Source organism: Microcystis sp. LSC13-02 (assembly GCA_002282935.1).
GTDB lineage: Bacteria > Cyanobacteriota > Cyanobacteriia > Cyanobacteriales > Microcystaceae > Microcystis.
On the sequence record MTBT01000201.1, the window covers coordinates 1 to 6,877 of the forward strand.

Consider the following 6,877-nt stretch of genomic DNA (forward strand, 5'->3'; position numbering starts at 1 on the left):
TAACATCGGACTTTAACAGGTCAAAAGCTTTATTTTAAAAGGGTTTTACCATTATTCAGCAAGCCCTATTTAGGGTCTGCTGGCTTATCACCTTGACATCAGCGCCGTAGAGATTTGTACTCAATTACTATCCTATCGCTAAATTCTGGGAAGAAATCAAAATCCCCCTAAATCCTTAACAAATTCCTAATCATCTCGTTTGGCACCATGATAAGCCGCCCCGAGGTATAATTCCCCTACTTTCGGGTTATTGAGTAAATCTTGACCCGATCCCTGAAAACGATCTTGACCACTTTCTAAAACATAACCTCGATCGGACATCATTAGGGCTTTTTTGGCATTCTGTTCCACTAAAATAATTGCAGTTCCCGTCTGATTAATTGCTTTTATCTGCTCAAAAACGCTGGTTACTAAAATAGGAGATAAAGCTGCCGAAGGTTCATCGAGAATTAATAAATCTGGCTGCAACATCAGCGCTCTTCCCATGGCTAACATCTGTCTTTCTCCTCCGGATAAAGTGCCAGCTTTCTGACGACGGCGCTCGAGCAAACGGGGAAACATGGCATAAATGCGCTCTTTTAAAGATTTTATATTTCCTTTGCTCGTAAAAGCTCCCATTTCAAGGTTTTCTTCAATGCTCAGGGATGGAAAAACATTAGCAATTTGGGGAACATAACCCATTCCGAGGGGAACGATTTGATTAGATTTCCAACCGGCGATATTTTGTCCCTTAAAAGTGATAGTTCCAGCACTGGGTTTTAATAAACCAAAAATCGTCTTAGCTAGGGTAGATTTTCCCGCACCATTGGGACCGATAACCGTGACTAATTCCCTCGGTGCAATGCGAAAGTTAACCCCTTGCAATATGTATAAATCCTGCACATAACCAGCATAAACTTGTTCAACTTCTAAAAGATAATCCATGGTAAAGTAAAAAGGAGATAGGAGAGAGTAATATGAATTATGAATTATGAATTCGGAAGTGGGGAGCATTTTCAGTGAACAGTAATCAGTGAAATGAAAACTCACATCTGATAACTGATAACTGATAACTGATAACTGATAACTGATAAATTAGGGAGTTTTTTGTAAATCGGGACGTTCTTCTGGCAGAATTGCACCTTCGACGGGGCATACTTGTAGACAGATACCACAGTCGATACAAGTGGCAAAATCAATCCAATACCAATCGGTTCCTTTAACATTTTTACCCGGTCCGGGATGGATGCAAGCAACAGGACAAGCGGAAACGCAATCGGCAACCCCTTCACAAGTTTCAGTGACGATCGAATGTGGCACAGTGTTTTCTCCTCTAATTCTTAACATTACTTTACCACTTTTAGGCGCGTTCGGAAACTTTCCCTTAATTCCCTAAAATATTGGCAGTTTTTTCTTGATCTTAGCAAAAAGTAAAATAGAAGTTTTCGATAGGGTTTTTACTATTCCCTTACGGGAGGACAAATAGTTAATTTCTTCCTGTAATTTCTGATTATTTTTCTGGAGATAGTTATGATTATTTTCTAATTCTTTTAGGGATATTTCCATCCCTTGCATAGTATGATAATCTTGCTGTTGTTTGAGATACATTATCTGTTGTGCTTCCTGTAATTTTCTTAACTCTAACCAGACTTGATTCTGACTTGATTCCTTAGTTTCACTGAGCGCATACCAGAGAAAATCAGTGATTTCTTCCGCTATTTTTTGATTAACTTCAAAAAATTCGATAATATCAATTTTTTTGCTGGAAATTTTGGGGTATAACTTTCTTAAATCTTGGGCAATATCAGAGGAAAAAGCGATGATTCTAGAAGCGGATAAAATTGCATAGTGTTTTTCTAAATCTACTGGTAAATTGCCGTTTTCTTCTGGGAATTCATCAGCAAGCAAAAGTAGAGAAGGAGTGTTTAAGGGACTGGTATAAAAAGTGGAAATAAATAAATTTGCCTGTAGGCGATCGCAAATAGCTTGAATTTTTCTGGCATCCTTTCCCGTACAATTATAATCGTAGGATTCCGCAGGCCAATATTTAAATTCTTCCCATCTTGGTGCGGTGTTATTTCTATCTAAAATAACAATGTGTTGACTAATTTCTAATTGACTCCAATGCTCTAGAATTGAAGACCAAATCCTGGCTAATTTTCCTTGATCGATTTGAAAGATCACGCCATCAATAACAATAATTGGGCATCTTTTCCGGGAGATAGCTTGAATTGTTTGCAATTTTTCTCGCTCATCTTCCTGTAAAATTATGCCTAAATCTTCCATCTTAACTAGATTGGGTTTAATTTCTATATCCTTAATGTCTGGGTGAGGAATTTCATAGATTTTACACACTTGATAATGTTCCTGTAATGCTTGACCATTACTGCCATGTTCTAAACCTTGCAGATTTAAATAATATAACCCTAAAATCTCAGGAATTAAAGCCATTTTTTCGCCTTGAATGCCGATTCTTAACCAAAATTCGTAATCACCGGCACAGCGAAAATTTTCCTGAAAATAACCATATTTATCGTGCAGCATTTTTCGCCACATTGGTTGAGAACCCACGCAACAACCTTGACGCATCTGTTGATAGGAGTAATTTGGCCAATTCCAATGTTTTAAAGCTGGGGTGGTGGCAAAAGTATCATTTTTGAGGGTGGTAATTAATTGATCGGCATAAACCAAGCTAATCTCTCTATTGTTATCTAGATAATTAGCCATAATTTCCAGAGCATTAAAACAGCGACGATCATCAGTATTCCCATTGGTGATATAGGAACCCCTAGCTAGTTTAATAGCACGATTCCAAGCGCGGTAGAGGGTTTCTCGTTCTCTAGTCCTCTGGTAAATAATATTAGGATAATTTTCTTGAAACTCTTGGATAATCTCCCCTTCATTCTCTGGAGAAGCACTATCGATAATAATAAGTTCTACTTCTCCCTTTTCATAAAGAGTTTGAGTAACTAAATCCTCTAGACAACCCCGGATAAACTCCGCTGATTTATAGGTAGAAACAATTACAGAAACTTTGATCCTCTGCACTGGTATAGAGTTATTAAAACTAGGATTCATCGGCTTATCTGATCGCAATTCAAGACAGGGAAATTTTTTGATAATTTTGAAAAAGAAGATTTTAAGACTCTATATTTGATCGGGAGAATTGTCAAGATGTTATCGACTCCTATTGAAGATACCAGTTTATTTACCTTTGGCTTGTTACTTGACATAATAAAAAACTATAATGGGAAGGCTGTGGAAATTGAGCAACAATGACCGTATCTTCCTCCCTAGACTGGCTAACCCGTGGAACCAGTGACCTATTCCCCCATCAACCCGACTCCCAAGATCCTAGGGAAAATTTAACCCAACTACTGCAAACTACCGATCGCCCTTTAAGAATTAAACTAGGTATTGACCCCACTGGCAGCGATATTCATCTAGGTCATAGTATCCCTTTTCGGAAACTGCGTGCTTTCCAGGATGCCGGTCATGTAGCAGTGGTTATTATTGGTGATTTTACCGCTAGAATCGGGGATCCGACCGGAAAATCGGAAGTTAGAAAACAATTGACGAGCGAAGAAGTGAGAGCCAATGCCGAGAATTATCTGGCACAATTACGCCCAATTTTAGATTTTAACACGCCTAATCGCCTAGAAATTCGCTATAACTCGGAATGGTTGCGGAAATTAGACCTATCGCAAATTCTCGAACTCCTCTCCACCATGACCGTCGGGCAAATGTTGGCAAAAGAAGGCTTTTCCGAACGCTACGACCAGGAAAACCCGATTTTTCTCCATGAATTTCTCTATCCCTTAATGCAGGGTTATGATTCCGTAGCTGTCGAGGCCGATGTCGAATTGGGAGGAACTGATCAAAAATTTAATATTGCCGTCGGTCGTGATTTGCAGAAATATTTCGGTAAAAAACCGCAATTCGGGCTACTTTTACCGATTTTAATCGGAACCGATGGCAGTCAAAAAATGTCCAAATCCCTGAATAATTATGTGGGATTGCGGGAATCGGCCCTGTCCATGTACTCGAAACTGGAAAAAACCCCCGACGCTTTGTTAAAAGATTATTACGAACTATTGACAAATTTGCCCTTAGATGCTATGCAGAGTAATCCGCGAGAGGCACAAAAACAACTGGCGATCGAGGTAGTTGCCCAGTTTCACGGAGAAGAGGAGGCATTAAAAGCACAAAAAACGGCGCAGGAGATAGTTCTACAGGGAAATACGGCAGCAGCAGCTTCTGTACCCGAATTTTCCCTAGCAGCGGTCACTTTTCCCCTGAAATTATTCTATCTTCTCTCAGCCACCGGCTTGTGTAAAAGTAGCGGTGAAGGGAGAAGACAGATTCAGGGGGGCGCGGTGAGAATCGATAGCGAGAAAATCACCGATGTGGACAAAAGTTTTGAGACAGCCGAAGCTTTAACGGGAAAAGTCCTACAGGTGGGCAAAAATAAATTTATTCGCTTCGTAGCTTAAATAAGCGAAAAAGTCCCTATTCGGCGGCTTTTTCCAGGATTTCTAACTCAAAATCTCGAAAATGGGCTTTAAACTTTTTACTGAACTCGACGAGGACGGGTAGGTTGGCGCTAACCGCTCTACCACGCCATTCGGTGACAATCCCTTTCACCTCTCCCTCTAGTCCTTTCACGTCAAAAGGATCTGATTTATGTTCAGGATGGTGATAAACTACCACAGACTCAATTACACGAACTCGATCGCCAACTTTCATAAACTCTCTAGCGAAGACAAACGCCTATTTATTGTATCTTTGAAGACAATCTTATCATTGTACGCTATATCAGGGAACGGGGAACTGAAAACTCTTAAGATTGAAACCTAGAGCCTGAGCTTTTTTCTCCAGTTAACGGAGGCAGGGGGCAGGAGGCTGACGGCTGAGGGCTCAAAAACTGATAACTGCTCACTGATTTGATAGCATGGGGGAAAACCTATAGAGAGTGAAGCGGTATGAGTGACCATAAAGATTCTTCTTCCATGCGCTATTTCCTGGCGGGATTAAAACCCTTTGCCCAACCTTTATTTTGGCTACCGTTAGGAATATTTTCCTTGGCTCTAATTGCTTTGTGGGTATATCAACAGAATCCTGAATGGTTGGGTTCGGTATTAGATACCCCAGGAATGTCCTTGGAGGAGCGGGAAATCCGGGCTAACCAGATTACCGATACTCCTCTCCCCACTACTGTACCATTGCCGGCCATTCCTGCTCATAATAATACCGCTCGCCCGAACAAACCGGCCTCGACGCAGCCTTTTGACCCTTTAAATACTAATCCTGATAACAACCAGAAAAGCTCTTTATTCAGTCCGTTAATGCCGCAGACTAAGCAAAATCAGCCACCGAAGGCTAGTAAAAGTCTGCAACCGATTCAAGTGCGACCGATTAGTGGCGACACTAGCAATTATCCTTTACAAAGGGAAATCGAAAATCGCTCGCAGACTAATAACTTGAATAATTTTCCTAATCCCAACCCCGGGGGCAGCCCGAATCAAGTCAACCCCCAGGGGAATAATTCCCCTGAGCAACAAAATGTTCCACCCCCATCCTCGTGGAATAATGCCAACCCTAACCCCGTCCCCGGCTCTAGTAACCAATCCAATTATTATCAACCTCCTGTATATCAGGCCCCCGTCTACGGCAGTCAACCTAACGTCACTGGTTATCCCAATCAGGGAATGCCGCCCAACAATAATGGCACCCCCAATCAAGTCCCACCTCAAAGTATTAACCGGGGTTTCTCCATCCAACAACCCATTAATGCCCAGCCGTCTGGTTACTAGAGGAACTTTGAGCTTGTAGGAAGTCTAATAAAATCGGATTAACTATTTCTGGGGCTTCATCCTGGGGACAGTGGCCTAAACCGGCTAAGGGGATAAACTGTTTTACTGTCGGGAATCGTGCTAATTCTTGGCCCAAGGCCAAGGGCTCCCAGGGATCTTCGCTACCCCAAAGCAGAATAGCCCGACAGGGGAGAATCGGCAGCAGGTCTTCCGGCAGTGGGCCGCCAGAATAACCGGTAAAAGCGAGGAAAACCTCGATCGCTCCCTGATCTCTGGCGGGTTTTAAGATTATTTCTACTAATTCCTCCGTTACCGCTTCCGAGCGCCGATAAGCTTGCAGGAGAATTTTACGCACTGTCTGGGGTTTAGCGATCTGTTGGAAGAAAAAAGCCCCAATTGCTTTATTTTTGAGAATTATTTGGGCAATATCCGCCCCGAAACGACGATACCAGGGTAATTTACCCCGTTTTCTTTCGTGCAGTAGTCTGAGGGAACAATTAATCGCCGCTACCCCAAGGACAAAATCGGGATGATCGACGGCAGCCTGCATGATGGCCACACAACCGATAGAATTACCCGCCAAAAAAGCAGGACCCCCCACCACTTCCCGACAAAAATCGGCAATTTGCGCCCCCCAAGTCTCGAAAGTGTAATCGATCTGGTTTTTCGGTTCGGGTTTGTCGGAACCGCCAAAACCAATTAAATCTAGGGCAAAACAGCGACATTTTTCGCCTAAAACGGGGATATTTTTCCGCCAATTTGTGTCTCTAATCCTAGAATTTGCTGCATATTTTTGTTTATCTATAAAGCATTTGTTGCTTTTCTTAATATATACTGTCAGGTTAAGTGGCGGCTAGGAGAAGGGACTGGGTTGTTAAAGTTCGATCGGGAGTTAATCATACTATTAAAAAGGGATTTAGCATAATACAGTGTGTAGAGGCGTTTTTTGAAAACGTCTGCCAAAATTTCTAGCTTCAACGCCTCGATCCTCTCAAGTTATCGAAAATTTGGGTTAAAACCCCGTCGTTTTACGACGGCTTTTCTTGATCTTTAATATAGCACTTAAGAACTTCCAGGGTTGCACC

Annotated in this window: 6 protein-coding genes and 1 pseudogene; 2 read left to right on the plus strand and 5 right to left on the minus strand. The window is 41.9% G+C overall.

Annotated features, from left to right (window positions below; genetic code table 11):
- Positions 1 to 186: 186 nt before the first annotated feature.
- From BGL89_RS12125 to BGL89_RS12135, 3 genes are all read right to left on the minus strand, one after another.
- Positions 187 to 924: an ABC transporter ATP-binding protein gene (locus tag BGL89_RS12125; protein ID WP_286825918.1), complete on the minus strand. Its 738-nt coding sequence runs from the start codon at positions 922 to 924 to the stop codon at positions 187 to 189.
- 150 nt (positions 925 to 1,074) lie between these two features.
- Positions 1,075 to 1,299: a ferredoxin family protein gene (locus tag BGL89_RS12130; protein WP_286825919.1), complete on the minus strand. Its 225-nt coding sequence runs from the start codon at positions 1,297 to 1,299 to the stop codon at positions 1,075 to 1,077.
- A 72-nt stretch (positions 1,300 to 1,371) separates the two neighbouring features.
- Positions 1,372 to 3,057, minus strand: a complete 1,686-nt coding sequence (locus BGL89_RS12135) for a glycosyltransferase (RefSeq protein WP_286825920.1) — start codon at positions 3,055 to 3,057, stop codon at positions 1,372 to 1,374.
- Between the two features lie 197 nt (positions 3,058 to 3,254).
- Between BGL89_RS12135 and tyrS the strand changes: the two genes are divergently transcribed.
- Positions 3,255 to 4,472 carry a tyrosine--tRNA ligase gene (tyrS, locus tag BGL89_RS12140; RefSeq protein WP_286825921.1) on the plus strand — a complete coding sequence of 406 codons (1,218 nt, stop codon included), beginning with the start codon at positions 3,255 to 3,257 and terminating at the stop codon, positions 4,470 to 4,472.
- Between the two features lie 16 nt (positions 4,473 to 4,488).
- On the opposite strand, the gene BGL89_RS12145 is transcribed toward tyrS, so the two are convergent.
- Positions 4,489 to 4,725, minus strand: coding sequence for a ferredoxin-thioredoxin reductase variable chain (locus BGL89_RS12145; protein ID WP_286825922.1), 237 nt, complete (start codon positions 4,723 to 4,725; stop codon positions 4,489 to 4,491).
- Positions 4,726 to 4,961: 236 nt separating this feature from the next.
- Between BGL89_RS12145 and BGL89_RS12150 the strand changes: the two genes are divergently transcribed.
- Positions 4,962 to 5,792 (plus strand): hypothetical protein, encoded by an 831-nt coding sequence (locus tag BGL89_RS12150; protein WP_286825923.1) that lies wholly within the window; start codon positions 4,962 to 4,964, stop codon positions 5,790 to 5,792.
- Here the strand turns inward: BGL89_RS12150 and BGL89_RS12155 are convergent.
- Positions 5,767 to 6,552 (minus strand): annotated as a pseudogene (locus tag BGL89_RS12155) (alpha/beta fold hydrolase); the annotation flags it as partial. The gene BGL89_RS12150 and the pseudogene BGL89_RS12155 sit on opposite strands and share 26 nt — an antisense overlap.
- Positions 6,553 to 6,877: the final 325 nt, after the last annotated feature.

Excerpts from the sequence above, each read along its gene's own strand:
- BGL89_RS12145 (WP_286825922.1), bottom strand. The coding sequence starts at position 4,725 with ATGAAAGTTGGCGATCGAGTTCGTGTAATTGAGTCTGTGGTAGTTTAT.
- BGL89_RS12125 (WP_286825918.1), bottom strand. The coding sequence starts at position 924 with ATGGATTATCTTTTAGAAGTTGAACAAGTTTATGCTGGTTATGTGCAG.
- BGL89_RS12135 (WP_286825920.1), bottom strand. The coding sequence starts at position 3,057 with ATGAATCCTAGTTTTAATAACTCTATACCAGTGCAGAGGATCAAAGTT.
- tyrS (WP_286825921.1), top strand. The coding sequence starts at position 3,255 with ATGACCGTATCTTCCTCCCTAGACTGGCTAACCCGTGGAACCAGTGAC.
- BGL89_RS12150 (WP_286825923.1), top strand. The coding sequence starts at position 4,962 with ATGAGTGACCATAAAGATTCTTCTTCCATGCGCTATTTCCTGGCGGGA.